At 54.7% G+C, this 26,272-nt stretch carries 16 protein-coding genes; 7 read left to right on the forward strand and 9 right to left on the reverse strand.

Annotation, left to right across the window (positions count from 1 at the left end; translation table 11 throughout):
* Nucleotides 1-172: 172 nt before the first annotated feature.
* Nucleotides 173-3,901 (reverse strand): mechanosensitive ion channel domain-containing protein, encoded by a 3,729-nt coding sequence (locus PLIM_RS16980; RefSeq protein WP_196349468.1) that lies wholly within the window; start codon nt 3,899-3,901, stop codon nt 173-175.
* A gap of 496 nt (nt 3,902-4,397) precedes the next feature.
* Between PLIM_RS16980 and PLIM_RS16985 the strand changes: the two genes are divergently transcribed.
* On the forward strand, nt 4,398-5,222 hold the full coding sequence (locus PLIM_RS16985) for a hypothetical protein (protein ID WP_013111549.1): 825 nt from the start codon (nt 4,398-4,400) through the stop codon (nt 5,220-5,222).
* A gap of 39 nt (nt 5,223-5,261) precedes the next feature.
* Here the strand turns inward: PLIM_RS16985 and PLIM_RS16990 are convergent, their stop codons facing one another.
* Both PLIM_RS16990 and PLIM_RS16995 read right to left on the reverse strand, forming a co-directional pair.
* Entirely contained in the window at nt 5,262-6,437 is a 1,176-nt protein-coding gene (locus PLIM_RS16990; RefSeq protein WP_013111550.1) for a trans-sulfuration enzyme family protein, read from the reverse strand.
* Nucleotides 6,438-6,675: 238 nt separating this feature from the next.
* Nucleotides 6,676-7,902, reverse strand: coding sequence for a hypothetical protein (locus PLIM_RS16995; RefSeq protein ID WP_013111551.1), 1,227 nt, complete (start codon nt 7,900-7,902; stop codon nt 6,676-6,678).
* A gap of 280 nt (nt 7,903-8,182) precedes the next feature.
* On the opposite strand from PLIM_RS16995, the gene PLIM_RS17000 reads away from it, so the two are divergent.
* The 5 genes from PLIM_RS17000 (at nt 8,183) to PLIM_RS17030 (ending at nt 15,646) form a co-directional block, all read left to right on the forward strand.
* Complete coding sequence (locus PLIM_RS17000) at nt 8,183-10,957, forward strand: c-type cytochrome (protein ID WP_013111552.1); 2,775 nt, start codon at nt 8,183-8,185, stop codon at nt 10,955-10,957.
* 224 nt (nt 10,958-11,181) lie between these two features.
* Complete coding sequence (gene lpdA, locus PLIM_RS17010) at nt 11,182-12,570, forward strand: dihydrolipoyl dehydrogenase (protein WP_013111553.1); 1,389 nt, start codon at nt 11,182-11,184, stop codon at nt 12,568-12,570.
* 263 nt (nt 12,571-12,833) lie between these two features.
* Nucleotides 12,834-13,607, forward strand: coding sequence for a cupredoxin domain-containing protein (locus PLIM_RS17020; RefSeq protein ID WP_013111554.1), 774 nt, complete (start codon nt 12,834-12,836; stop codon nt 13,605-13,607).
* A gap of 212 nt (nt 13,608-13,819) precedes the next feature.
* A complete protein-coding gene (locus PLIM_RS17025) occupies nt 13,820-14,275 on the forward strand; it encodes a glycine cleavage system protein H (RefSeq protein ID WP_013111555.1) in 456 nt (151 codons plus the stop codon).
* Between the two features lie 264 nt (nt 14,276-14,539).
* Nucleotides 14,540-15,646, forward strand: a complete 1,107-nt coding sequence (locus PLIM_RS17030; protein WP_013111556.1) for an ATP-binding protein — start codon at nt 14,540-14,542, stop codon at nt 15,644-15,646.
* 149 nt (nt 15,647-15,795) lie between these two features.
* Here the strand turns inward: PLIM_RS17030 and PLIM_RS17035 are convergent, their stop codons facing one another.
* Both PLIM_RS17035 and PLIM_RS17040 read right to left on the reverse strand, forming a co-directional pair.
* Complete coding sequence (locus PLIM_RS17035; RefSeq protein WP_013111557.1) at nt 15,796-16,794, reverse strand: DUF4142 domain-containing protein; 999 nt, start codon at nt 16,792-16,794, stop codon at nt 15,796-15,798.
* 454 nt (nt 16,795-17,248) lie between these two features.
* Nucleotides 17,249-18,601, reverse strand: a complete 1,353-nt coding sequence (locus tag PLIM_RS17040; RefSeq protein WP_013111558.1) for a glucuronyl esterase domain-containing protein — start codon at nt 18,599-18,601, stop codon at nt 17,249-17,251.
* Nucleotides 18,602-18,997: 396 nt separating this feature from the next.
* Between PLIM_RS17040 and PLIM_RS17050 the strand changes: the two genes are divergently transcribed.
* Nucleotides 18,998-19,888 carry a phosphatidate cytidylyltransferase gene (locus PLIM_RS17050; RefSeq protein WP_230849333.1) on the forward strand — a complete coding sequence of 297 codons (891 nt, stop codon included), beginning with the start codon at nt 18,998-19,000 and terminating at the stop codon, nt 19,886-19,888.
* Between the two features lie 235 nt (nt 19,889-20,123).
* Here the strand turns inward: PLIM_RS17050 and PLIM_RS23150 are convergent, their stop codons facing one another.
* The 4 genes from PLIM_RS23150 to PLIM_RS17070 form a co-directional block, all read right to left on the reverse strand.
* Nucleotides 20,124-21,065 carry a sugar phosphate isomerase/epimerase family protein gene (locus PLIM_RS23150; protein WP_013111560.1) on the reverse strand — a complete coding sequence of 314 codons (942 nt, stop codon included), beginning with the start codon at nt 21,063-21,065 and terminating at the stop codon, nt 20,124-20,126.
* A 95-nt stretch (nt 21,066-21,160) separates the two neighbouring features.
* The gene (locus tag PLIM_RS17060) at nt 21,161-21,748 is read right to left on the reverse strand and encodes a DUF3592 domain-containing protein (RefSeq protein WP_013111561.1); all 588 of its coding nucleotides are present in this window, start codon (nt 21,746-21,748) and stop codon (nt 21,161-21,163) included.
* Between the two features lie 25 nt (nt 21,749-21,773).
* Nucleotides 21,774-22,775, reverse strand: coding sequence for a GTP 3',8-cyclase MoaA (gene moaA / locus PLIM_RS17065; protein WP_013111562.1), 1,002 nt, complete (start codon nt 22,773-22,775; stop codon nt 21,774-21,776).
* A gap of 64 nt (nt 22,776-22,839) precedes the next feature.
* Nucleotides 22,840-26,202, reverse strand: coding sequence for a YCF48-related protein (locus PLIM_RS17070; RefSeq protein WP_013111563.1), 3,363 nt, complete (start codon nt 26,200-26,202; stop codon nt 22,840-22,842).
* Nucleotides 26,203-26,272: the final 70 nt, after the last annotated feature.

Here is a 26,272-nt window from a genome sequence, read left to right on the forward strand (position 1 = left end):
AGGCTAAAACGATAAGGCTTTTTTATCAGGAAAGCGACTCGCGAAAGCTGACGAAAACTCAAGGCTGTCGCGCGGGTTTTCGCCTCTTCAACTTTTATGCTTATAAATAGCTAACGTTCGTATTGCCGAACAATTGTTGCAGACTCATTGATTCACCTGGCTAACAAGGTCGTTAGCCGTCGGAATCTGCAATGTCGAGTGGTGTTGACGAGCGTGGCTGACCTTCTCTTGTCGGATTCGCATGGGCTTCGTGAGCGACGTTGGCAGCCGCGATCTTCCAGTCTTCGGGAATCGAGCGCACGTGCAGATCCATTTGCGGGAACGAAATCTCGATCCCTGCAGCAGCCAGTTCACGGTAAATCGCGATATGCAATTGATGCGTGACTGTGAGTCGATTTTCAAGATCCGGCAGGAAGAAGCGGATCGTAAACCGCATGGCGTTGTCGCCGAATTCGTCGAAAACCACTGAGGGGGGTGGGTTCTGCAATACTTGGGGAATGCTGGTGACACACTTCATCAGCACCTCTTGAACCTTGAATGGATCTGAGCCGTAGGCGACTCCCACCTTGATCGTGAGTCGATTCACCTTATCGGAGAGCGTCCAGTTCAAGACGCGGCTGGTGATAAATTCTTTGTTCGGAACCAGAAGCTCTTTACGATCCCAATCCGTAATGGTCGTGGCTCGAAATCGAATCTTGGAAACCGTTCCGGAAACATCTCCAACAGTAACGACATCCCCTTCACGAATGGGTCGTTCGAGCAGGATGATAATACCCGAGACAAAATTGGCAAAAATCTCCTGCAGACCAAAGCCCAGTCCCAGACTGGCAGCCGCCACGAGCCATTGCACATTCGACCAACTGACACCGATCTGACCGAAGGCCAGAATCACTCCCAGCGTAAAGATCAGATAGCGAACGAGCGTAATGACCGTCAGGTGCAGCCCCCGATCACTCGACAATCTTCTCAGCAGGGCGACTTCCAGCAGGCCCGGGATGTTCTGCCCCGCAATCAATGCGGCTGCGAAGATCAGAATCGCCACTGCCAGATCGCGTGCCGTAACTTTGCGATACCCGCTCACAGAACTGCTTGAAGTATTATTGGCAGGCTTGCCCGCTGCTCCATCTGGGGCTGATGAGGAAGCAGACGGAGCAGCCGCAGATGCAGCCACAGTTTGCGTGGTTTCCCACAGTTCGAGACGATCGAGAATCCCTAATGCGGGCACAATATCGGCCCAGATGAACCAGACTCCGCACAGCCCGGCAATCACGAGGCTCGTCCTGAGCAGTGATCGCACCTGATTGACGATGGCCGCCAGATCAACCTTAAACGAAGAAAACAGCAGGCTTTGAAGATTTGTCGCCAGACTTCCTGGAACCTGCCGCACACTTTCTTCAGCCGCCTGACGCATCTGTTTGACTTGTTCGAGGGCCAGCTTGCGACGCTCAATGGTAATCCAGCGCATGACAATCGCCTGCAGGATGATCAGTCCCACAATGAGCCAGAATGTCCAGTGCAGACGAATCGCCAGTTGCCCTGCCGTATAGAAGTAACCCATCGCCACCAGCACACCGAGGAGCAGAGGAATCACGACGGCCAGATACTTGGCCAGAGTCTGCACCCGTTGAATCAATGGACTTTCGACAGGCTCGCCAGTCAGCAGGTGCGTCCCGGGAACCTGACGGAACATCGTCGCCCACGAAACTCCAGAGATCATCGCCAACAGCAGCAGAAACAGCGGCCTGCCCAGCGCATCGAGATACTTTTCGTCCGTCGTGTCGGACTGCTGATGAACACTGAGAAATGTGATCGCAAAGACCAGTGGAGTTCCACACACAGCCAGAGTTGTCATCCCACGATATAAACGACGCACAAAGCTTTCAGACCAGCCAAAATGGTGCGAAGCCAGTCCTTTTTTAAGGGTAATCATCCGCAGTAACTCAAGTGTCAGCAGAAAAATCGCTGAGACTTTTAAGCAGCGGGCGATTTCTTCCGTCGTCAGTGACGAACTCGCTGAATCAGCCAGCCGCCACGCCATAAATCCCACAAAGGCGGGCCAGCCAATGGCCAGCAGAATCGTCCATGTCAGCGCCCTCATGGTCGGTGTCAATGTCCGGCATGAAGGCAGAATCGACTGCTCACCCAGCAGGCGGATTTCAACACCCATCCGCCTTCTCAACAACAACAGCGGAAACAGCCCCAAAGCAGCGAGCAGATACAAAGGAAAACTTTGCCAGAGATCTTTCATGAGCACCTGAGAAGCCTGTTGCCAGTCTTCTACACTGAAGAGCCACTTCACAGCAGCCCTGGCATCGTGGAAAGTTTCCAGCGAGATCGGACCACTGGTGCGAATCCAGAGGACTCGCTCATCGATATAGCTGCGGAACTGCTGCACCTGCTCGACAAGCTCTCTCCGGGCAGCATCCAGTGCCACCTGATTCTCAAAGGCAGTGGTGTAACTTCGATCCAGTGTCGTCAGCAGATCGCGTTTCTGCTTCAAAAGTATCTCGGCCTGGGCTTCCAGAATCTCCTTGGGGACATCGTTCGATGTCAGTTTGAGGCTGGCAAGCACCTGCCCCAGCACCAGTTCCGGGGATCGAAGAGTGGTCAGCTCATCGTCGATTTCAAAGAGCTTCAATTGCAGTTCACGAAAGACATCGGCATCGGCCGTCAGACGTTCCGAAATGGCTCCCAGGTCTGGTAACGAAGAGCGTTTTTTCCTCAGCAGCAGCCCAATCGATTCGGTCAATCCGACGGTGTTGACCATTTCCTGGACCCGGCGAAAATCATCCTTTAATCGCTGAGTCTGCTGGCGAATCTCGGCCAGGTCACGCACAGCCCGCTGTGTCTTCTGGGCCAGTTGCTGATCCTGCTGGGCCAGTTTTTCATTAACTTCTGCTAATGGTTTGAGAATGGGATGAGCCAAAGCTGCTTCGCGCTGGGCCTGCTTGACGCGCATCTCGGCATCCTGCTGCCTGCGGCGTGCCAGGATCGTTTGCAACTGCTCGACCTCCTGCTGCGAAAGTGAGAGTTCGCGAGCCGCTAAGTCTCGCTGTTCGCGGGCCAGGGCACTGCTCGCAGGAAGTTCGTACCACGACTGCTCCTGCCGGAGTGCTCCAATCTCCCGGAGAATGGCCATACGCTGGGCATAAATGGCGATCCGACGGGCTTGAGTGAGAGCTGAGGCTTCGCCTTCGGCGGGGGCCTGCTCCTGCTGTTTGGTCAGCTCTTCGAGTCGAGCCTGAGCCGTCGTAATCAGCGTGGGGATTTCTTTCAGACGATTCGATCGTCGCGCAGCTTCTCCGTTGAGATCCGCCAGTCTTTTCGTCAGGCCGGTTTCAGGATGCTCGATACGCGCTTTCAGAGTGGCGATATCACTGGTGAGAGCTTCGAGATCGGCATTGGCAGCCGCCGGTGGTAACGTGATTTCCTTGGGGAGTTTTACCAGTTTGGCTTGAGTCTCTTTGAGCAACCCTTCGGCTGTCCCCACGAGCCGGTCAAACTCTTTCTGGCGAACCTGCCTGGCTTCGGCCTGTTTCCAGGAATCCATGGCCTGCTGATAGAAATCAGCAATCGACTTTTTGGTGGCAGCATCCAGATCCGTGAGATCAGCGGCTTGTCTCGAAAGACGTTCGATCACCGCCGGTGTGAGCGGTTCATCAGCAGCAGCTGTTAAAAGTGGGGCTGCACTGGGAGGTGTGGAAGCGTTGGTCGATCCCGCAGGTGGTGGAGTTTCTGTGGCAGGTCTTGTGCCCTCCTGCCCGGTGAGCACACCCTGGTTCCATAAAAGGAGCACAGTCATCGCCATGATCCGCACGGCGGATGTGCGAGTCGTTTCAAACATGTGAGGGATTACTTCAGGCTGACCATCCTTGAGCATTTCGAACCTTCCGTGACTCATCCACGAGTCCATATCGACAAGCGTCAGCAGTTCACCCTGTGACCCTGTATTTTTGAAAGCATTACTGATGCAAGTCGACCTGCTGAACAGAGCATCAGAATCTCAGCATGACTGACGCAACCATAAAGAGAGAGCGCCAGTTTTCTACAGTCCCGGTATCCCGGATGATGCCCCCGGAGTCAACCTTAAGCCTGCTTCAACATTCCACAGCTTACGCAAACCACCTTGCTTACCGCTTCCTGACCAATCTTCGTAGGGTAGGCTCCCGCCTGCCGAACTCCCTCTCCATACACCTTTTATGAAATCAGATCGTTCGGCGTGCCATGCTTGCAGCTCTGGGCAAGCATGTTTTCGCCATCAAAAGCACTCAATTACTTTCTGAGAAACGCATCACAAGACGAAACTGCCGTTGCCGATTTTTCGTCAAATCAACTAAGGTTCGCACTGTAATCGATTCAGTATCCTGGCTGAATCGTCTCCCAAGGATGGGCGAATCGTGCACATTCTCAAGCGATGGACACTGCTCGGCTTCTGGTCAACACTCGTGGGGTGTCTGGCTCTGGGCGGCTGCGCTGTCGGTCGCCAGCAATCCGACCTGCTCTCGGCCAAGCTGCGGCAGACCAATTCGCAGATTCATCGACTGGAAACGGATCTCATCGCAGCTCGTGACGAGTTAAGATCTGCCAACGATAAAATTGCCCGCATGAACTCAGCGGCCACTGAAGCTCAAATGGCCAAATCGACCAAAAACACCGCCCCGCCCCAGAAGCTCGAGTTTCACACACGTCTCACCGCCCTGCAGGATGACGATCAGACCGCGGGATCAGAGACGATTGTGGCGTTTGTCACTCCTCGCGATGCCAGCCTGCAACCAACCACCGTTGATGGTCAGCTCGAAGTGATTGCCCGTGATGTGAATACGAACGCTGTCGTCGCCCGCTGGTACGCCGAAGGCCCTCACCTGGCTCGATACTGGTACAGCGGATTTCTGGGGAGTGGCTACCAGATCACTCTCCGTTCTCAGCAGGCAATCGATCCGCAATCGATCCTGATTGATGCCTCATACACCGATCATGCAGGCACCACGATCTCGGCGACTCATGCATTTTCTGAAGCGGCTGGTCTGGCCTCGACTCGTTCCCGTCGGGAAACACCAGCATCTTTCACCAACTCCCAGCAGACACAGCGCCCCGATTATTCGGCTGGTGAGTTAGCTTTGCCCGAACTCCCCCAAGGGAACAACTCAGCCCTCGAACGCGCTGCAGAACTCGGTCCCACCTCTGTCAACTGGACAGACGAAACCATGCCCATCCGGCGGTAAGCGCGTTCAAGCCATCGCTAAAGATTTTCTGAGTCAGAATCACCCGGTAGGCGCCAGTGCCCGGTCGAGTTCTTGCTTTAGATCTTCAAAGTCTTCGAGACCCACCGAGAGGCGGAAGATCCCTGCGGTCACGCCGCAGGCTTCGCGATCTTTGGCAGCCATGAACTTATGAGATGTTCCCGCCGGATAAGAGACAGTGGTGCGGGCATCAGCCAGCGTGGGTGAGAAGGGAATCGCAGGAGCCAGCTTGTGGAAGATCGCATCGATCTCGCTGACACCCCCTTCAATTTCGATAGAAATCATCCCACCAAAGCGATCTTGCAGATACTTTTGAGCGAGCTGATGTGTGGAGTGGCTGGTAAGGCCGGGATAGAAGACCTTTTTCACGCGGGGATGAGTGGCCAGCCAATGGGCCAACTGCTGGGCCGTTTGTGTTACCCGGGCCATGCGCAGTGGTAAAGTTCGCAGGCCTCGAGTCGCCAGCCAGCATTCCATCGGATTCGCATTCAGCCCGTAGAGCAGCATCGAGGTGCGGGCTTTGCGCATCGCTTCTTCGCCACCAACGATCACTCCCAGCATGACATCGCCATGCCCGTTGAGATACTTGGAAGCACTGTGCCAGACGATATCTGCCCCGTAATCTTTCGGGCGGATGCCACAGGGTGTGGCGAATGTGTTATCTACCAGCAACGTGATCGAGCTGCCTGCGATCTGCCGCAAAGCCTGCAGATCGGTCACTTCGAGCAGCGGGTTCGAGACCGATTCGCAGATCATCATCTTCGTGCTGGGTCGAATGGCCTTGCGCACCGATTCCAGATCATTGAGATCCACAAAGGTGACATTCACCTGAAAGCTGGCCTGCAGTTGCAGCAGGAATTGATGGGTACTGCCGTAAATCGCCCTTGCACAAACAATGTGATCGCCAGTTTTCACAACGCTGAGAACTGCTGCGGAAAGAGCCCCCATCCCCGAAGCACACGCCACGCCATGTTCAAAGCCTTCCAGCCGGGCGACATCATGCGTAAATGCCTCATGGTTGGGATTCTCAACCCGCGTATAGAAGTAGCCAGGTTCCCGGCCTGCCAGCACCTCTTCAAACTCGGCCAGTCCCGGCAAATCAAACGCCGTGGTCATGTAGATCGCAGGAGCACTGGGAGGCGTCGAGAAGGGCGGTACATGTCCGCCACGAGTTGCCGTGGTGGCCGGGTGAGTCATGAAACATCCTTAGAAGCAAACCTGCGATTTTCAGTCGATCCAACGAACTGCTCATCAATCATCAATTCATGGAGCGACATCAGAATTGAACAGCAGCCGAGTGCATGTTGCTTAAAATCAATAACTTTGATCTGGAGTGCAAGCGTGGGGAGCGAAGATTATTGCCATTCCTGATCGACAATTCGACAGCGTATGGCCATTGCAGCAGGAACATTCGATGATCGGCATATACTCAATTTCAAGGGGCTGCACCATTTCGTCGGGAAGAGGTCATTTCATCGAGATCGGGAAGATCTTCCTTGATCTCTTGTGACGAAATCTGTTCGAGCTGCTCAAAGACCGAAGGAAGATTCACTGGCGGGATCGACTCCAGGGCTTCTCTTGATGATTCATGGCGAGTCATCAGCACTTCGCGCTGGTACTTCATATCGCTGTAACTGATAGAACCGAGCATTGCCAGAACCGCCAGCAGCACCAGACCAATCACAGCCGCCAGATAGAAGAACGATGTCATATCCGTCGGTGGCACCGATGTCGCACGCACCAGATCCAGCCGTTTGCCAATTAAAAGCGGTGTCACTCTCAAACCACCAGCGGCATCGTACCCTTCCCGCTTGAAAAAATAGCCCGCTACTCGCACAGGAGTCATCTGTTGATCTCCCAGTTTCAAATCGGGATCGATCTGAGCCGTCACAACTCGCCAGGGAAAACTGCTGGAGTCGGCTGTAAAAATCCAGGCTTCGTAGTATTCGACCACCCCATAGGAATTCTGCGAGGCCTGGATCTTGGAAAGTCGCCGTAAATCACCACGAATCTCGACCAGTTCACCGCGATGCACTTTGGGATCAGCCATGAGATTATCCCAAGTCAGATCATGACGGGCAGCTTTCGTCAGATATTCCGCCGGGAGCAACCTCGCATGGGAAAGCAGACGATAAAATGCATCCGCTTCGGAAATTCTCACACCCAGTGTGTTATCCACCACGTCGCGCAGAATGATCGGATCAATCGCCGTTTCGGCAAAAACATCCACGGACGCCGGCGGACTTTGTTGATTGCCAGCGCCTGCGAGCATGTTCGGCGTGGTGGCACCATCAGCTGGCCCAGCACCACCAGACGTTGCCGTAGTACCAGACCTTACAGTATCTGTTGGAGAACCTAACGAGACATCGGGCAGCCCTTCCTCAGTGATCGAACTTCTAGGAGTCGAAGGTGCAGCGGTGGTGGCTTCCGGAAGAATCTTGACGACTTCGGGCGGTAACTGCTCGTTGCTTTCGAGCACCACACGCCGGTCTTCCGCGGTGGATTTGAGTGTCGCCGCAGGATCGGCAGACTTGCGCGTGGCGGACCACATGATCTGGGAGACCACCAGGATCACCACGAGTACGCCAACCCAGCGGAAGAGTCTCGCCTGAAATCCTCGCTGCAGCCAGGTGACATCCTGAAATGAGCGTCCGAATCGCATGATTACTTTCCTGTTCAGAAACCCACCGCCCGCGTCTTGTCGCTGCTCCTCGCGACCGAGTGAACAACAAACATCTTTTCTACCAGATTTACCCTAATTCCGTAGCTCTCCAGTTCGTCGAATCGAGATTTGTCAGCCAATTCCAGCGCCCACCATCGGCACGCGCACGACGACTTTTGTACTCGCTCCCGGTTCCACATCAGGCTATAACATGTAAACCACTGTGAATATGTTGATGTGGCTTCTCACATTCATCTTTAGAAGATTCGAGATCGATAGCATGACAGAAAAAGTGTTAGCCAACCCTCTTGGCACTCCCGCGGACGGTTCTTCATGGAAGACAAAAACTCTTCAATTCTGGGGGATTCTCTGCCAGTCTCTGCGATCTTCCCGCGAACCAGGTCAAAGCCCACCGGCGACCGATCTTCCCGCAGAATTGTGGGGCACAGGCTTACCATTCTCGATGAGACAAAATGCCCTCTGGCTGGCCGCCACCTGCCTCACTCTCTTGGCAGCTTCCACGAATTCCACTGCTTTCGCCATCGATGGAGCCACTCCTGTCGCCTCGCTCAAGGTGAAGCCCGGCTTCAAAGTCGAACTGCTCTATTCGGTTCCCAAAGAGCAATTGGGCTCGTGGGTCAGCATGTGTACTGATCCCAAAGGGCGGTTGATCGTCTGCGATCAGTACGGCGGGTTGTACCGTGTGACCGTCCCGCCGGTAGGAAGCTCGGAAGGTTCCAAAAGCAACGAAACATCCGCTACCGATAAGGTGCAAATCGAAAAGATCGATATTCCGCTGGGCGAAGCACAGGGGCTGCTCTGGGCGTTTGACAGCCTGTATGTCGTCGTGAACTCAGGGGGCAAATACGAAAGTGGCTTCTACCGGGTGACCGACGCCAATCACGACGACAAGCTCGATACAGTTGAGAAGATTCGCACCTTCCCCAAAGCTGGTGAGCATGGCCCGCATGCCGTGCTGCTCGCGCCGGATGGCAAATCGTTGACGGTTTTGATTGGCAATCAGGTGCCGGTTTTGCCTGAGCTGGCCAGTTCAAAAGTTCCTCGTCTGTGGGGTGAAGATCATCTGTTGCCCCGCATGCCGGATGGTCGCGGCTTCATGAAAGGTGTGATGGGCCCCGGCGGGAGCATCTATGAAGTTAGTCCCGATGGAAAGACCTGGACATTGCAATCGACCGGTTATCGCAACCAGTACGATGCCGCTTACAACCAGGATGGGGAACTCTTCACTTATGATGCCGATATGGAATGGGACTGGAACACCCCATGGTATCGCCCCACACGAGTTTGCCATGCCGTCAGTGGTGCCGAATTCGGATGGCGCAATGGTGCGGGAAAATGGCCAGCTTACTATCCCGATAGCCTTGGCTCTGTCGTCAATATCGGCCCTGGTTCACCCACGGGTGTTTGCAGTGGCCAGGGAGCCAAGTTCCCGGCTGACTACCAGAAAGCACTCTTCATTTGCGACTGGAGCTATGGAAAGCTCTATGCAGTGCATCTCTCAACGAAGGGTGCCAGTTATGCAGGTAAGCTCGATGAACTGGTGGCTGGCTCACCACTCCCGCTGACCGATGTCCTCATCAATCCACATGACGGAGCCATGTACTTCACCATTGGCGGCCGCAAGACACAATCGGGGTTGTACCGCGTCACATATGTCGGCAAAGATTCAACGGCTCCCGTCACTGCCACCGTCCAGGATGATGCCCTGGCCCAGCGGCAACTTCGAAAAAGCCTCGAAGCGCTGCATGGCAAAGTCGATGCAGAGACTGTGAAAACCGCCTGGCCTCATCTGGCCAGTGAAGACCGGGCCATCCGCTGGGCTGCACGAGTTGCGATTGAACATCAGCCACTGGAAAGCTGGCAGGAGCTGGCGCTCGCCGAGAATTCACCATCTTCTGCAATCCCAGCTCTTTTAGCTCTCACAAGGGCGGGCGGGATTGATCCATTCCATCGCAAAGAAAGCGATGCCCCCGTCAACAAGCCATTGGGCGAGCAGATCGCCGCCGCACTCGATCGAATCTCCTGGGATCGACTTTCGAACGAGCAGAAAGTTGATCTCTGCCGGGTGTATGAGATTCTTTTTAACAGGTATGGTTACCCCAGCGAGAATGTTCGAGAACAGGTCTTGAAGCGGCTTGAGCCAGCATTTCCCTCGGGCTTTAAGCCTCTTGATGCCGAGTTGGCGAACCTGCTCGTCTATCTGCAGTCGCCACAGGCCGCCAACAAGATTGTGGCCGCTCTGGGGACAGCCCGCACTCAGGAAGAACAGATCGAGTATGCCCGCGCTCTGCGTGTGCTGAAAGAGGGTTGGACGACACCATTGCGAGAGAGCTACTTCAAGTGGTTTGGCAAAGCGGCCGGGTATCGGGGTGGTGCCAGTTTCTCGAAGTTTGTCGAGAACATTCGGAAGGATGCCGAAGCCACATTGACCGATGCTGAGCGAACTCAATTGAAGCCGATTCTCGATGCCACACCGACAGAAGCTCCACCGGCTGTAGTTCCACCGCGGGCCTTCGTGAAGGAGTGGTCAGTGGCAGAGCTGGCACCACTTGTCAGCGAAAAACTCACCGCACGCAGTTTTGACAAAGGTCGCGAGCTGTTTGCTGGCACCAGCTGCTTCGCCTGCCATCGTTTCGAGGGTGAGGGTGGTGCTTATGGCCCGGATCTGACAATGGCAGGAGGCCGGTTCAGTGCCAAAGATCTGCTGGAGTCCATCATCGAACCGAGCAAGGCCATCAGCGATCAGTATGAAGCGGTCACAATTGTCCTCAACGACGGACGCTCCATCAGTGGTCGCATTGCGAATCACAATGGAGAGTCGTTCCAGGTGATGACCAATATGCTGGAGCCGAACAACCAGACGGGTGTCAAACGGGCAGATATTGAAGAGATTGTCCCGTCGAAAATCTCGATGATGCCGGCGGGTCTGATCAACACCTGTAATGTCGAAGAAGCTGCCGATCTGATTGCCTATATCCTCTCCAAGGGACAACGCGATCACGCGATGTTTGCTGGCAAACCCAGTGGAAACTGACGATTCTTCCCTTTTGCAGGCTCTGGAAGTAGCGATTCGCCTCCAGAGCCTGTTTTCTTTTACCAGCCTGCAAACTCCAGAACTTGCCCTGAAAACGAGAAAAAAGGGCTTCTGGCCACTTGATCAACGCTGCCGGTTTGCAATTCGTCCGTTGCCCCCCCACAATCGAGAGAGAGCTGGATAACCAAGTCATAAAAATGTCGATATCGGGAAAGACGGCGTCAATGAAAGAGCATGATCTGGTCGTAATTGGTGGTGGCCCCGGAGGTTATGTCGCTGCCATTCGTGCAGCACAGTTGGGCCTCAATGTGGCCTGCATTGAGAAAGAATCAGCTTTAGGGGGCACCTGTCTGCGCGTGGGCTGTATCCCCAGCAAAGCCATGCTCGAATCGAGCGAACTCTTCCAGATGGCCAAGAATCATCTGGCTGAGCATGGTGTTTCCATCAATGCCGACTCCGTAAAGCTCGACCTGCCTGCCATGCTCAAGCGCAAGGATGGCATTGTCTCCCAGTTGACCAAAGGAATTGACGGCCTCTTCCGCAAGAACAAAATCACCCGCTACCTGGGCCACGGCAAGATTGTCGCCCCAGGTAAAGTCCTGGTCGAAGGGGCTCAACCCGAAGAGATCGTCTGCAAGAACATCGTCATTGCCACAGGCAGCAAATCCGCCCCGCTCAAAGGTGTGGAAGTCGATAACGAACGAATTGGCACAAGCACCGAGGCTCTCGCCTTCCCGGAAGTTCCTGGAACTATGGTGGTCATTGGTGCGGGGGTGATTGGCCTCGAGCTGGGTTGCGTCTGGAGCCGGCTGGGTGCCAAAGTGATTGTGCTGGAATACCTCGACCGGATTCTTCCCGGCATGGACAGCGAAATTGCCACCGAAGCTCAGAAGATCTTCACCAAGCAAGGGATTGAGTTCCGCCTGGGGATGAAAGTGACCGGCGCCAAGGTTTCGGGCAAAAAGTGCGTGGTGACTTGTGAAGGTGCCGAGCCGATCACCGCCGATCGTGTGCTCCTCGCTGTGGGCCGCATCCCGAACACCGAGAACCTGAATCTCGATGGAGTGCATGTGGCTTACGACAACCGTGGCCGCATTCAGGTCGATCAGCACTTCCAGACGACAATCCCGGGCATTTACGCGATTGGCGACGTGATTGGTGGTGCCATGCTGGCTCACAAAGCCGAAGAGGAAGGGATGGCCGTTGCCGAAGGGATTGTCTGGGGTCATTGCCACGTCAATTACGATGCCATTCCCGCCATTGTCTATACCCATCCTGAGATTGCCAGCGTGGGCAAGACAGAAGACCAGCTCAAAGAAGCCGGTGTGCCCTACAAGAAGGGAAGCTTCCCTTACATGGCGAATGGACGTGCCAAAGCGATTGCCGCAAATGAGGGCCGCGCCAAGGTTCTGGCACATGCCGAAACCGACCGCGTGCTGGGTGTCCACATCATTGGGGCACATGCTGGCGATCTGATTGCTGAAGCGGCTCTGGCGATCGAATTCGGGGCTTCGAGCGAAGACATCGCCCGGACTTCACATGCTCACCCGACACTGGCCGAAATCGTCAAAGAAGCGGCGCTGGCCGTGGATGGACGAGCCATTCACTTTTAATTGCTAGAACCAGCTTTTGAACATCGAGAGTGACCCGGCAACCCCCATGATTGCCGGGTCACTCTCATTTTCGACGTGAAAAAACTCAATTTGTGGTTCAGACAAGATCATTCTGATAAAATTTGATCTGTTCAGCCTCTCGAAGCTGCAGAACCGCTTGCCCAAGCCATGTGGCTGGTTTACTCTAAGATTCTCACCGATGAGAAGATCGTTCTCACCCACAACCTGCCCTGCGTACCAGATTTTTTTCCGAGGATTGCGCCATGAAGACCTTATTCAGATCATTCGCCTGTTTTGCAATCAGTGCCACAGCCTGCCTCGCCGTGACCACGGGGGCTGCTGCAGCCGACTGGGGAACTTTGAGTGGTCAGATTGTGCTGGATGGTGCTGTTCCTGATGCAAAAGTGCTGGTTCGCAAAGGCGACTCCACAGTTCGCGATGCTGCCGTCTGCGCCAAGGAAGATTTGCTTGATCAGAGTCTGGTGGTGGATCCTGCCAGCAAAGGGATTGCGAATGTGGTGATCTATCTCACCAAGGCTCCCAAGTCGATCCATCCCGACCTCAAGGCAGGCAAGACCGCCACTGTCGAATTTGATAATCAGACTTGTCTGTTTGTTCCCCGCGTGATTGCCGTGCAGACGGGCCAGCCGATTAAGGTGCTGAACACCGACGCCGTCGCCCATAACGTGCACACCTATTCAACAAAGAATACTGCTGTGAATTTTCTCGTTCAGCCAGGGAACAAGACCGGCGTACCACTCAAGGGAACTGAACAGGAACGAGTCCCATTCAAAGTGACTTGTGACATCCATCCCTGGATGCTCGGCCACTGGATGGTCTGCGATCACCCTTACTTCGCTGTGACCGGGGCTGATGGCAAGTTCACCATTGAAAACCTCCCAGCCGGTGAAGAAATTGAAGTCCGGATGTGGCAGGAACGATCTGGCTATGTGCAAAAGCCTGCAAAAATGACTCTCAAGGCAGGTGCTAACGATCTCGGTGCGATCAAGGTTCCTGTGGCCAGCTTCAACAAGTAGGCTGAAACAGGATTTCGCAATTCATCACTGCGCCTTGAAGGTTCGTGCCTTCAAGGCGTTTTGCTGCGCGAGGATGGTTGTGGGTTGGTGGTTGGAAAGACTTGGGAATCACTGTCCAGCAGGAAATTCCAACCGACAACCAACAACTCCCCACCCACACGGTTCTCCGGCCTTGATTCCACAGCAGCGCACACGACTCGCAAAGGCTCGCCATGTCGGACGAATTGACATTCATGATGGGGCAGTTTCCGGCCCGGATACCGACCGACCGCAACTATGTGGCCACACATTTCTGGCTGCAGGCAATCGAGCCTAGGGTTTATCGTGTCGGGTTTACAGCTTATGCCGTCCGACTCCTGCAGGATGTCTATTTTCTCGACTGGTCCATCAGTGATGGGGCGATGGTTGGTAGAAAAGCCGAGATCGGCGAGATCGAGAGTTCCAAAGCTCTGAGTACCATGTACTCGGCAGAAGCGGGCGAGATTCTGCGAATCAACCCCGTCGTGGCAGCTGATCCCAGTGCCATTAACGCCGATTCTTATGGCGAAGGCTGGCTCTATGAACTGCGAACCACAGCCAGCTTATTGAGTGCTGCCGAATATATGGATGTCCTCGCTGCGAGTTGGGAAAAAACGCAGGCCATCATCAAGGGGCAGATGAATCAGTGATCACCAATTCGTCTGGTGAGTTGTGGGTGGAAACGAATCAGTGTCGGAAAAGGATACAGCGTCGAATTGCCATTGGTGGAGTGGTTCGACATGATCAATGAGTCGAGAATTTCCAAAGATGGCGAGTACTCTCAACGCTTCAATTTCGAAGGTTTAGAGCGACTATTTCCATAAAACATCGCAGATCTCAACCGTGATGCAGCTTAACGATCAGGCTGTGCACACGATCTTGATGGCCAGACAGTCGCATGTCGGAGAAGTGATATGGCTTCAGGAAAACTGACAGTCGTGATCTCACAGGCACCGGGCAAAAACCCGGTCAAAAGAGCCCTGGAAGAAGACATCGCTGTCCAGCTTATGCTGGGTGGTCAGGTCGATGTCTCGGTCATTCCTCACCTGTACGATCTCCCTGCCGATCATACGGGATTGATGTTTTTGCGGTCGCTCCCGGGCCACTTTGTGATTCTTTCGTGGCTCTATCCACGAGCGGCCCACTGGGTTCTGGATCGTCAGAAAATTGAGGGACGACTGGGGAATACCCGTCTTGTTGATGAAGACGACGACGAATCGGAAGCCGATGACGACTCGGCAAAGATTCTGGCAGAAATGAACGGAGCCCATTCCGAAACTGCCGCCGAAACTCATGGAAAGTCGTCTCGCACCATCTGGTCCATCGACTTGAGAGTCCGGTCAGATGCTGCGGCCTACGTCGAAGAAATCCAGCGGATTGCCGCCGAGATGGCCGTCCCTGTGGTTTCATTGGGATTATCGTTTCCCTCAAAAGCAACGCCTCTAAAGGCTTCTGTGGATTTGCCTGTCATCAATCCGCCAGTTCATTCCATGGCCAACGGCAGTTCCGAGGCGAATGGTTCCGTCTCATTACCAATACCCGTTCATGTAGGAACCGAAGAGCTGACAAAGCGGCGCTGGTATCCCGTGATTGATTACAGCCGCTGTACCAACTGCATGGAGTGCATCGACTTTTGCCTCTTTGGTGTCTATGGCGTGGATGCGCTCGACCGGATTCTCGTTGAGCAGCAGGATAGCTGCAAAAAAGGTTGTCCGGCTTGCAGCAGAGTTTGCCCCGCCAATGCGATTATCTTTCCTGAACACAAGACAGCGGCGATCGCCGGTGCCGATGGTGACGGCCCTGCAGCTTTCAAGGTCGATCTGTCGAAGCTCTTTGGCGGAGGGAACGATTCCGCCGAATCGGCCCTCGAAATGGCTGTCAAAGAACGCGATCAGGAACTTGTGGCCGATGGTCGAGAAGCGGTCGGTATGAAGGTGGGCATCCCCAAGCGACAGGAAGGAAAAGCCCAGTCTCCTCGCGACAATCTCGACGACCTGCTCGACAGCCTCGACAACTTTTAATTCGGCGCGGGTCCATGTGGCAGCGCAGAAAAGTCACTGAGACTCGATAATCAACGAACAATAACTCCCGGCGATTTTGCAATCACCGGGAGCCTTGATGCCCATCATAATGTCTGAACAGTACAGGAGCCTTTAAGCCCCTGTGGCAGCTACTTCTGATTCACTTCCTGCATCAGATTCTTGGCAATCTGCAGATGCTTTTGTGTGGTCGCTTTGGCTTCCACAACGAACTGCTGCAGCTCTCCGGTCGTATGCTTTTCGAGCACTGTTAGCTGTGCCAGCATCCCCATGTGCATCCCCGCCTGGATACCCAGAAAAGCCTCATCGATCTGCTTGTTTTCCTTAGCTTCCATCAGCTCGGCGATCGCCAGGTTCAGGCATTCCTGAGTGGCCTCCTGATGAATCTGCAGAAACTGGTCGCCTTCACTGGTTTTCCCAGCATACTGCGGCTGAAGCACAACTCGATTTCGATAACCAACTACCTGCCGTCCGGTAGCAGGCCCATTGGGTGTCAAATCAACATTGACTCCCGTTGTCCGCTCAATCTGACGTTCGGTTCTTTCGTTCTGGCGTTCCACACGCCGCTGGGCCGGTGTCGCAGGAACGGGAGTCGTGACAACTTCCGTCGCCACAAATGTGGCGGGCCGGGGTTGTTCCGACTGTGTGGTCTGGGTCATTTTCATGGCCTGAAGCTTCTGGACGGCTTTTTGATGGTCGGCCACAAGCTGTTCGGCAAACTTCTTCACCTTCTCGTTTTGAAGTTCGTTTTCAATGAACTTGCTCAACTCGACTTCTTCCTGATTTTTGAGAATCAGGCAATTGAGAATATGCGATTCGATATTCATCGCAGGCTGTTGTACCGCTCTCGCATTGACGCCTGGTCGTTCCTGCCCGGCCACCAGTTGAGCGCCAGGCGTGTAGACGTTACCAGGGATCCGATCGACCTGATTGGGATCAATCGCTGTCGTACCCCGCGGTGGAGTATTAGTCTGCACCTGGACATTGCCGATCGGTGTTTCGACGTTGGTTACGTTCTTCGTCGGAGGAGTGACATTTGCTGGCGTTGAAGCGCTCTTGGCCTGTGCCAAGGCTGTGGTTGCGAGGCCAATCGATAAGCCTGTCGTAAGAATTGTCTTGAAAACGTGCATGCTGAACCTCCAGTGATCAAAGCAAAACAAAATCGCCACTCCTCGATGATGCACCCAACATGAGCAATCATCCGGTATCTCCTGGAGAGGCGAATTGTGCGGAGGTCTATGTCGCAACATACATGCCGCAAGCCATTCTCGAAGTGATGGTTGAGGCCATTCGACGGGCTTTTGACGTGAGATGGCTCGCCTGATGGATGAACCATCGGTTGGTATGATTTCGTTTAACGCAACGAACAAGGGGATTTTCGCAATCGCTGAGAGTTGGTTTCTGGAGTTTTGAGAATCTTGGGCGAAGTGAACTTCAGGCACTTCATCAAGAGTCTCCCTGAGAAGATCTTCATGAGAAGTGAAGGGCGATCAACCACTCAACAAGATCGATTGAGACGGCAGCCTGCGTGTCGGTCGCCTGGCGATCATGGTTGCTGCCGGCCTTGATGTCCTCTCGAATAATTCAGGGAGTGGTCGATTTGGGCAGCATGAGATCCGCATAGTTCAGGATGCCGGTCCAGAACTCGTTCGTGAGTGTGTGCTTTTCTGGCAGCCGTAATTGCAGCAGTTCGCCCACTTTGCCAGGTTGAATCTCTGTGACTGAAGTGATGAGCCCCGATCCGACCAGGCCGGTTTTCCCGAGCAGCTTCCAGACGGGGTCAATTGCCTTAAGTGTTTCCAGAGATCGCGGGAAGTTGGCCCACGCGTCCTGATCACCTTCCGTATCGAGCAGTAATCGTGGCGCCACGAGCGAAGCCACCGCATGCTGATCGAAAGGAATCCGTGGCTCGTTGCCGCCAAATTTCTTGAACTCGCCACAGAACCAATGGGGGAACACTCGATTGATCCGTTCGACAGTCTCCTGATTATTCTCCCGGCTCAAAGCCATGCCACCCGTTCCCGATTGATGGGGCACCACAAGGGCAATTCGTTCATCCATGGCAGCAGCAAACAGGACGGTTTTCCCTCGGCGGGAATGGCCCAGTAGACAAATACGCCGCGGATCAAGCTGTGGTTCCTGAGCCAGTTGATCGACGCAACGCAGCAGCCCCCAGGCCCACAGGGCAATTGTGGCGGGTTGTGAGCCTGCGGGAACCTGGTCGCTTTTCAGATAAGGAAACAGGCCATCGGTCCACTCATTCTTGTCGGCTTTCGTGTCACTTTCGTGGTAGGTCGCAAAGGCATAACCTCGGTCGATCACCTGCTCGACACACCAAAAATCGGCCTGTCCACCACGCTGCCCGATCCATTCTTTCTTCGAGCAATAGCGATCGGTATGAATGGTCGTCTGCGGATCTGTTGTGACGTTGGCGTTACCGCAATAGTTAAGCGTCAGGAAGACCGGGATCTTTCCGGCCGGGTGGCGGTTGGGAATCCAGAGTGCCAGGCGGATCTCGGGTGCCTCTGGAGGAAGCTGAGTGAAATTGAGGCTGATCTCTTTGAGCGTGGCCTTGCCAGCCAGAGCATCGGGAACCATTTTCGTAACCGTAGCTGTGAATGGCTGCGCGGCCGGCAAATACCCGAACATCTCACGCTGGATAAGTTCCTGGAGTTCTGGCCGCCTCCGCTTCATCCAGTCCTCAGGTGTTTTAACTGTCGTTCCATTTTTCAGCTTCAAAAGTTCAGGGAGTGCAGTCGATTCGGGATATGCGTCCCAGTTGATCGCGGGAGTACCTGGGGATGCCTCTTGAGTGCCGACCTGAGAATTTGTGGACAAGGGTTCCGCACTTTCTACCGCTGTCGCCAGGAGACACAGCCACAGCACAGGAACAACAGAGTTCTTTAAATCGAGCTTTATGGAAACTAAGTTTTTCATCGTGGGCCTCATGTCAGCAGGGAAGTCAATCGCGATGGGTACTGTCCGGAATCGTGACTGAAGTTTGCCAAATTCAAGACGACGGCGAAAGAAGGCAGCCTCGAAAGCGGCGCGATCAGAAAATCAGGCTACGGCAAGCCTCTTTGGCCTATGTGAAAACGGACGCCTGGCAGAGTTGTATGCAGAAAATGACGACGAAACATTCCCTGCAATTTCGACTCGCGAAGTGGTTGAGAGTAGCGAAACGACGCAGAATGGAGCAAACTTTCGTGCACAAGATCATTGTTGAAATCAGCCATCCGAAGCCGTTTGGCTGAGAGACAATGATGCCAGACGATTTTGCTGGACCATCTTTCAGGAAACTGCGGGCTCAATATGCTTCGATGGCGGCTGGCCATGTCTGCCGTGCTGATTCCACTTCTGGCGGGGATCTTCGCACTCGATCATTCATTCGGGAGCTCAGCACCTATTCTGCTGGTCTTTGGCTGCGTGCTGGCTTATCGCGGGGCCGATGAACTGTGCGATCTTCTGCATACCCGAAACTTCACACCCCATCGATTCACGGTGTGTGCACTGAGCATGCTGGTGACATCGGCTGCCTGGTTTGGTCGATCGAGGATCTTTCCCATCGATGTGCCTGATGATGGCAACACGCTGGCGCAAGTCATGCTGGCCTATTCGCTGTCGATTCTGATCATGTTCTTTGTCTCGGCATATCGGTATCGCGAGCCCGGCAAGAGTATGGAAACGCTTGGTGCCGAACTGATGATTGTCAGCTATGTGGGCGTGCTCTTGGGGGTCTGTGCCCAGTTACGATGGGTGGCAGGTGCTGAAGCCGGTTATCTCGTTATGGCCTCGCTGGTCATTGTGACGAAAGCCGGCGATGCAGGTGCGTATACTCTGGGCCGGTTGTTTGGACGTAGAAAGCTGGTGCCCTTGCTTTCTCCGGGCAAGACGTATGCCGGCGCTGGTGGTGCACTCCTGGGCTCAGCACTGGGGGCTTACTTATGGCTCACCTTTGCGACACCATTTTTTAATGCGACATGGCAGCCGCCAGAGTGGTACTGGACAGTCCTCTATGGTGTGATTATCGGGATTGTCGGCCTGATTGGAGATCTCTGCGAATCACTGATCAAACGGGATGTCGGCAAGAAAGATTCCGCAGGACTGCTCCCCGGATTTGGCGGCTTACTCGACTTGCTGGACAGCATTATTTACTCCGCACCAGTGGCCTACATTCTGTGGAAGGCCATCCCACTGGCGACCTGGAAAATCCCCGGAGCCTGATGAGTTGTTAACCCTCAAGCATCGTGCATGCTCTGCAGGGCACACGCATGGCGCGGCTTCTTTTTGTCGTGGAAAGTCACGACAACCCGGTGACATTTCGTTGGGCACGAGTTGGCCGGGCCACGCTGAGGGGGCAGCGATCTGTGTGCGATGCTTGCAGTTCTGGGCAAGCCTGTGTTCGCAACTGGCAACGCGCAATAGCTTCCTGGGAAGCTGTATGACTTCCAGGATGCGATTACAACTGGCTCAGGAACTCAAACGATTCCTGCAGCACCTGTGGGGCCATGTAAGAGTGCCTGCTCAGTTCCACATGCAGGCCGCCCTGATACGAGATATCGCGAACGGCCTGCATGACGGCGGCGAAATCGATTTCACCTTCTCCAAAACGCAAGTGCTCATGCACACCACGCCGCATGTCTTCAAGGTGGACATTCACGATCCGCGGGCCCCATTCCAATAGATGCGGGATGACCAGCAGTTCGGTCTGCCGCCGACGGAGTGAGCAGGTCTCGGCAGTTGTAATACGCTCCTGTTTCTGTCCAGCTTCTGATCGCGATGTTGATTCTGAAAGCACGGATTTAGCATTCATCACAGGCTTCTCCACGCAGTACAGATGCCCGACATCGATTGTTAAATCGAGATTTGGCTGCCCGACCCGCTCATCCAGTTCGCGAAAGTCGGCCATCGTTTCGATAAACATGCCGGGTTCAGGTTCAAATCCGAGCTTGATCCCGTAATGGGCAGCATGCTGGCAGACTTCGCGAATCCCTTCCGCGAGAATCTCCATCGTCTTTTCGCGTGGCCAGGGCTCTCGAAGAATTCCCGACCAGAACGAGACGCAATCCGCTTCAAGGTCATCGGCGAGGTGAATCGCCCGCTTCAAAAAATCAATGCGTCGCTGGCGGGCTCTGGCATCACCGCTGATGAGTGTCGGCTCATGCTTTTTGAGAGGATCCAGAAGGAACCGCGCACCGGTTTCAATCACACATGAAAGGCCGAGCTTCTTGAGTGCCCGCTGATATCGCTCGAGCTGCCGGGGAAAATCGACAGCAAAAGGATCCAGACAGTGATGATCGACCGTAATCGCCACGGAGCGATAACCCGCTTTGGCAATGAGTTCCAATGCGTCTTCCCAGCGGTGATCACTCAGCCCGTTCGTGTTATAACCCAGCTTCATCAGGAGGCTCATTTCGAGAGTTGGTGACGGCTGAAAATCTCACTCAACAGCCATTTGTATTGCTGTTCATCACGACGTATTCATCACAGATCGAATCAGCAGTTGTGACGCACCTCAGCCAGATCGGCAAGAGGATTCGATCTGGATGCTGAGAGGACTGCTGCCATCAGCCCGTCACTTTCTCGATCTGAACCACCCGGATCAAAAGCATCCTCCCGTAAGAATGTTCCACTTGCTGCGAGACCCAGCAGTGGATCGGCAGCCCGCATGATCTTCCATTCCTGCTGGACGACAAACACGACGATCACCGTACCGATCACAATCATCCCCACCAGAACGACCAGCACCCAATCCCTGCGGACAGTCGCCTGCTCGGGATGGCCAATCGGGTACAGTACTGTAATCGATTGCCCGATTTTGTGAGCCGGTGGCCGGAAAGCCATCACGTCTTCAATTTCATGCACACCGTCTTCCGTCTCGAACTGGAAGACACTTTTCGTCATGAGATCGCCTTCGTTGTCCCGATGAGTCAATTGCCGCACGACGGTCGCATTGACTGAGACTTGCGACATCCGCTTCAACAACTGATGAATCAGCGAGATGACTCCCACGCAGGCCATCAAAGCGGGTATGCCCAACTTGAACGCCAGTATCCAATCCCAGTTCAGGCCCAGAAACGGCATGATTTGATCTCCCTGCGGAATGGCCTCAGCCACCAATCGAATGCATGGGTCTGGCTGGCTGAATGAACCGCGCGGTATTGATCTCGTGGCCTTCCTTCTTGTGAGCCACAGACTCTCGAATAGCTTCAACAATCAATCTTTGTCGATGATCGACGGATTCTTCTAAACGCAGAAGCGATTTCAAATCGGTTTCTTCCAGGCTGAACAGACAATTGCGCAGTTTGCCATCGGCTGTCAGCCGGAGTCTGTTGCAGCGATTGCAGAAAGGCTCACTGACTGAGGCAATAAACCCGATCTGGCCTTTTCCGCTGGCAAACGTGTAGTCGGTGGCTGGTGCTTCGCGAGAACCTGTTGATTCTGCGGTAAGCGGCCCGAAATGCTCGATCAGTGCCTGCCGGATCTCACTCGCGAACAGTACCTTCTCCCGCTCCCACTGATTCTCAGCATCCAGTGGCATGTACTCAATAAAACGGACATCGATCCCGGTCTTCAGTGCAAATTCACCAAAAGGAATGATCTGCTTTTCCGTCAGTCCGCGAACAGCGACCGCATTGATCTTGATGGGATCCAGCCCCACGCGCTGAGCCGCTTCAATCCCGCGCAAAACAGCCTCTAAACCATCCCTGCGGGCAAACTCGCGAAAAGAGGCTTCATCCAGAGCATCCAGGCTGATATTGATCCGTGAAAGCCCAGCTTCTTTGAGGGCCTGAGCCTGATCGGCCAGCAGAATGCCATTCGTCGTCAGACCGATATCGACCAGTCCATCAATCGCTTTCAGCGACTTGATCAATACAGGAAGATCCTGTCTGACAAGTGGCTCGCCACCTGTCAGACGGACTCGATCAATCCCGAGGGAAACGAAGATTTTCACCAGTTCAGTGATTTCTTCGTAAGTCAGCAGATGCTGCCGCGGCAGATACTGCACTGGCCCTTCGGGCATGCAGTAAAAGCAACGGATATTGCAACGATCCGTTACACTGATGCGCAGGTTATTGTGCGTGCGTCCAAAAGAATCGACGAGTGTCATGGTGCTCACTTCTCTCTGACACCAGTCTACTCAGGAACGTCACCCTTCGCATCTGCAGGAATCGTTACTCAAATCGAATGAGGCCAATCGGCACATTGGCCGAGGAATCGGTCGTCGCGGGGGGCCAGTGGCGGGTTTCAATGGCTGGGAGAATACGCATCGCTTTGGCGGCATAGACATGATTGGTCGCCGGAGCCTGCGCAGCCAGTTCGCTCCACGCAATGGCGGCTTCAAATCTCCAGCCTTCAGCATCGCCATCGACGGCCACAAACCAGGCCGGATTCCAGCGCACCCGCTCCCAGCAACTCTCACTCACCGCACCTGTTTCCGAAATCTCAAAGTGATAAGCCGAGACATAATCGCGGTCGATATCGAGCGAAATCCTCACCCGGTCGAGTTCTTCTAAAGGAGCATCATACGTCCGGCCACTCGTCTCGACCGGGTTCGCTCGATGCCCGGGATGTCGATGACATTTCCCCGCCAGATAAAGAAATTCCCGATCGTGAGCGATCATCACAAAATCGCGAGGCTGATCCGCCAGTTCCAGGTTCGATAACCCGGGCTTCTGTAATGACAGATCCTTGGCCACTTGCCAGCAATCATCGGAAAGGAGTCCATCCAGCACGGGCTTATGCGAAACATACTGTGAGGTCGCAATTGTTCCCGGCGATGCTCCCGTCGCCGCCGTGATCCACATCTCCATGGCAGCAATCTGATGAATCGGATCTGTCGAGATTGTGGCCGACGCTTCTGCACTCTGGGCCTGCTGGCGAATCAACAGCGAGCGATAAATACTATCGGCTTCTCCAAAGGATCCTCGATGTCTTTTCAGTGCCGCCAGTGGAAACTGAACCTCACTGGATTGAAACACCCTCCGTTCCTGCAGCTCCAGCATTGCCAGAAGTTCTGCAGCACGCTTTTGTCGTCCTTTGAGCTGATCGTTCTGATAATCTCCCCGACCCGACTGGATTCGACCTTCTGCCCGAGCCTGCACAATGGGCGAGCGATCCCGCGAACTATACGAACCATCGTCATTCGCGAGTTCTTCACCATTGGCACCCACCCGGCGAATCGTGGGCCTTGTATCGGCTGTCACCACACTGGTCAGAGAACCTTCTTTTCGTGAGAGCTGGTACATCATTTCTCCACTCGTCCAGTAAGCGACCAGCCATCGCAATGCTGAAGTCCGTTCTGGCGAAGTGGGGTATCTGCGAATCAATTCGAGTTGAGTCTGCTCGAGCAGGTCGTACTGATCATGCTGTCGATAATCGCGGGCCAGTTGTGCCAGAAATGCGGCTCCCTGAGCCTGATCAAGACCAGCGAGGATGGGCCCCACCTGTGCCAGCATCTGGCCCGCCACACGGGGATCACCCAGTTGCTGGCCAGTGAACGACTCGACATTCCGCAGCTTGGCGGCTGCCTTCATGCGCTCAGCCAGAATCTGATCATCGACAGGGAGTAAGCCTCGACGAGCCGCCGTCCCAGGGGATATCGACAGCCCCGCGAACAGATCCTGCGAAGCCTGTGCACTGACGGCTGGCAACGAACCAATGCCACCCACAAGCTGAGCCGGGTCAAGTCGCCGATAAGCCTCGCGCTGCAGGAGACCTTGCCTTTGAATCTCTAACAGCCCATCGGCTCTCGCCGCTGCTGTTTTGACTGAGACACCCGTTCGCGGCAAAAACTCAAACGCTTCCAGTTGAGCATCACCCACACTGCCATCCGGCAATCGCAGAAGAACCCGCGAGACAGACCACGGTGCGAGCCCGACAACTTCCTGTTGCTCGAACAATCGCGTGGCGTCAGCCGCCAAAGGAATGGCCCGGCACATCGCTGCAAACAGCAACTGAGCGACCGCATCATCAGCCGCCGGTTGATCCAGCATCACCACGTCGGGCCGCCAGGTTCGCAGATGACGCACAATCTGTCCCAGCAACATCTCGGGCAGTTTGTTTTCTGTCTTGAGCATCCAGTCACGAAAGAGAGCGTCGCGATTGTGCTGCATGCCTGGTGTCGAAAGTGGGAAGGCCCAGCCTTCTTCCAGTGCGTTACCACCGGCCAGCAGCACGCCTGCCCGCCGGAGTTCTTCATTGCTGGCACTGTGAATCAGCCCCTCTTCATGCTCCAGTTTTGCATCAAGTCCTGCCGAAAGCAGAATCACACTCGATCGATACCCTTGCTCACCACTGGCTTTCGCCAATGCCCACGAAGAGATGCGTTCTGTGCGAGCGGGCATGATCGTCAGTGCGGCTCGGCGACCACCGCCCCGCAAGGCCTTCCAGGTTTTGCCCGAATCGGTCGTCTTGAGAATCAACCCGAGATGTCCGACGGCATAGCCCGTGGCGGCATGTTCCAACTGATCGGCCGTCGTCGGCACAAAACGGACGGCTTCTAAAGGAGCCGTCTCGCCCGTGCTGATGTTCTCCCAAGCTTGACCTGCATTGGAGGAATGCCAGATCACAGAGCCGGGAGAACCCACAATCCAGACATGCTCACCCAGACCATGTACGCCTCGAAAATCCATTAACCTGCGTGCTGCTGGCGGAAACTCACCCTGAGGAAGATCCCAGACAATCCCACCATTCGTGGTTGTCAACACGGTGGCACCATCACCCACCAGCCAGCCGCGTTCATCTTTCGTTACGAAAGCTCCGCGGAGTGTTCGCAAGCTGCCACCCGGCATCTTGGAAGGCAACAGCTGCTCATCACCCACCAGTGAAATCTTCAGGTCACTCCCCGCAACCAGCCCCATTTCCGGGCTGAACCAGGCGGCTGTTTTCCAGTGGCCCTGCCGTTGACCAGCTAACCGGTGCCAGGTGGTGCCACCATCGACAGTCCGCATCACACCCGTGGGGACATCATCGTCGGCAGCGACGACCACTGCGGCCTGATCCATATCAAAAAATTGCACATGCTGCACAGGCGGAAGCTGACCAGCCCCCAGTTCCTGCCAGGTCATGCCGCCATCTGTGGTCGAGAGCAGAACACCTTGCAGATGATGATCGGAAGGTTCACCCACATATCCGCCCACCCAGCCGATCTGGTCTGTCACGAATTGGGCACACTTCAAATGAATCAGCCTGGGTGAACCCGTTCCCTGGGCATGCGAACTCTGAGCCAATGAACTCTGAGCCAGTGAGAACCGCCACGTGGCTCCGGCATCATTCGAGATCCAGACCACGCCACGATCACCCACCGCGAAAATATGTTTTTTGCCTACAGTGCAGACCGCCCTTAACGTCGCATCATCCTGCAGGGGAGTGACTGCTGAAAGTACAGGCTCACTCGCTACGAGAGATTTTAACAGTACTGCCGGGCAGAGGCTCATCCCGACCATCGCCACGCAATAGCCCATGACAATGCGGGTCAATGGCCAGCGGAAAATCGAAGGTTGATCATGGAATGCAGGCAAACGAACAGACTTCATGTCGGCATGTCCTGTGTCGGCATGCTGGCGAATTCACTTTGCAGAGCACGAATTCAGCCATGCGTACCTC

This window comes from Planctopirus limnophila DSM 3776 (genome assembly GCF_000092105.1).
Taxonomy (GTDB): domain Bacteria; phylum Planctomycetota; class Planctomycetia; order Planctomycetales; family Planctomycetaceae; genus Planctopirus; species Planctopirus limnophila.

Coding starts and splice junctions, on each gene's coding strand:
- PLIM_RS16980 (WP_196349468.1), bottom strand. CDS start 3,901: ATGAGTCACGGAAGGTTCGAAATGCTCAAGGATGGTCAGCCTGAAGTA.
- PLIM_RS16990 (WP_013111550.1), bottom strand. CDS start 6,437: ATGACTCACCCGGCCACCACGGCAACTCGTGGCGGACATGTACCGCCC.
- PLIM_RS16995 (WP_013111551.1), bottom strand. CDS start 7,902: ATGCGATTCGGACGCTCATTTCAGGATGTCACCTGGCTGCAGCGAGGA.
- PLIM_RS17000 (WP_013111552.1), top strand. CDS start 8,183: ATGACAGAAAAAGTGTTAGCCAACCCTCTTGGCACTCCCGCGGACGGT.
- lpdA (WP_013111553.1), top strand. CDS start 11,182: ATGAAAGAGCATGATCTGGTCGTAATTGGTGGTGGCCCCGGAGGTTAT.
- PLIM_RS17020 (WP_013111554.1), top strand. CDS start 12,834: ATGAAGACCTTATTCAGATCATTCGCCTGTTTTGCAATCAGTGCCACA.
- PLIM_RS17025 (WP_013111555.1), top strand. CDS start 13,820: ATGTCGGACGAATTGACATTCATGATGGGGCAGTTTCCGGCCCGGATA.
- PLIM_RS17030 (WP_013111556.1), top strand. CDS start 14,540: ATGGCTTCAGGAAAACTGACAGTCGTGATCTCACAGGCACCGGGCAAA.
- PLIM_RS17035 (WP_013111557.1), bottom strand. CDS start 16,794: ATGCACGTTTTCAAGACAATTCTTACGACAGGCTTATCGATTGGCCTC.
- PLIM_RS17040 (WP_013111558.1), bottom strand. CDS start 18,601: ATGAAAAACTTAGTTTCCATAAAGCTCGATTTAAAGAACTCTGTTGTT.
- PLIM_RS17050 (WP_230849333.1), top strand. CDS start 18,998: ATGTCTGCCGTGCTGATTCCACTTCTGGCGGGGATCTTCGCACTCGAT.
- PLIM_RS23150 (WP_013111560.1), bottom strand. CDS start 21,065: ATGAAGCTGGGTTATAACACGAACGGGCTGAGTGATCACCGCTGGGAA.
- PLIM_RS17060 (WP_013111561.1), bottom strand. CDS start 21,748: ATGCCGTTTCTGGGCCTGAACTGGGATTGGATACTGGCGTTCAAGTTG.
- moaA (WP_013111562.1), bottom strand. CDS start 22,775: ATGACACTCGTCGATTCTTTTGGACGCACGCACAATAACCTGCGCATC.
- PLIM_RS17070 (WP_013111563.1), bottom strand. CDS start 26,202: ATGAAGTCTGTTCGTTTGCCTGCATTCCATGATCAACCTTCGATTTTC.